The sequence below is a fragment of the Cognatilysobacter segetis genome, assembly GCF_004359965.1.
Lineage (GTDB): Bacteria > Pseudomonadota > Gammaproteobacteria > Xanthomonadales > Xanthomonadaceae > Cognatilysobacter > Cognatilysobacter segetis.
In genome coordinates this window covers 1-852 of sequence record NZ_SMRQ01000115.1, presented here as the reverse complement: position 1 = coordinate 852, position 852 = coordinate 1, and the positions used below count along the sequence as shown (strand labels likewise).

The window sequence follows — 852 nt, the reverse complement described above, 5'->3', positions numbered from 1 at the left end:
TGACTCAGGTGTTAGCTTGCTTATGAAGGTCTACGACGTCTCCAAGGTGCAAGCCCACGCCTCTGCGCTTCTCGACCTGCACCTGCGCCTCTCGGAAAAGAACGCGCTATTGCAGAAGCTCGTCTTTGAAAAGTCGGTGGTAGCTCATCTCGGCGGAAAGCGTTCCCATCACGGCGTCGCCACCTTGCAGCACACGCTATACCTGAGCTGCGCCCAAGACATTGCGAAGATCGTATTCGATCGCGGCCGCCGCACACCTAGCGTGGCTAACATCATGAGCACGCTGAAAGATGGAAAGACAAAGAAGCAGTTGGAGCACAACTTCTCGGTGTGGGAAGAGCCTGACTACCGCGAGTACAGCGATCCCGCCATCGTCGAAGCGCTGCGGAGAATCGATCTTCGCCAGTCAGAGCAGCGTCTTGATCAGTTCAGCCATCTCCTCAAAGAGCTTAAAACGCTGACTAATGCCCTCCTAGCCTGTCCAATATTCAAGGCCTTCAAGACCGTCAGAGACAAGATCACTTCCCACACAGAGATCAATCTGGTCGCAGACAAGTACGCGCCAATAGACCTGGGCGCCCTGTCTCTCAAGCGGGGAGACATCAATACTTGTGTGGGTCGCCTTGAGCGCCCCGTAGAGCTGATAGGTTTGGTCGTGCGCAACTCGAGTTTCGCGTGGGACGGCTTTCACAAGCAGCTTGAAACCAATGTTGCGTCGGTGTAGGAAAATGCAAAGGATGCAAGCTAACAATTCGTCCAAGCCGACGCCGCTTCGCGGCGCGGCTTAACTCAGGTGTTAGCACCCTATGGATAGAAGCTTGCAAGTTGGCCCTGTGCTCCAAGGCGCAGCGA

Annotated in this window: 1 protein-coding gene; it reads left to right on the top strand. The window is 55.2% G+C overall.

Features of this window, described 5'->3' with window-relative positions; all coding sequences use genetic code 11:
* Positions 1 to 724: AbiU2 domain-containing protein (locus E4F61_RS14110; protein ID WP_238382961.1), on the top strand; the 724-nt coding region annotated here is incomplete at its 5' end.
* Between the last annotated feature and the right edge of the window lie 128 nt (positions 725 to 852).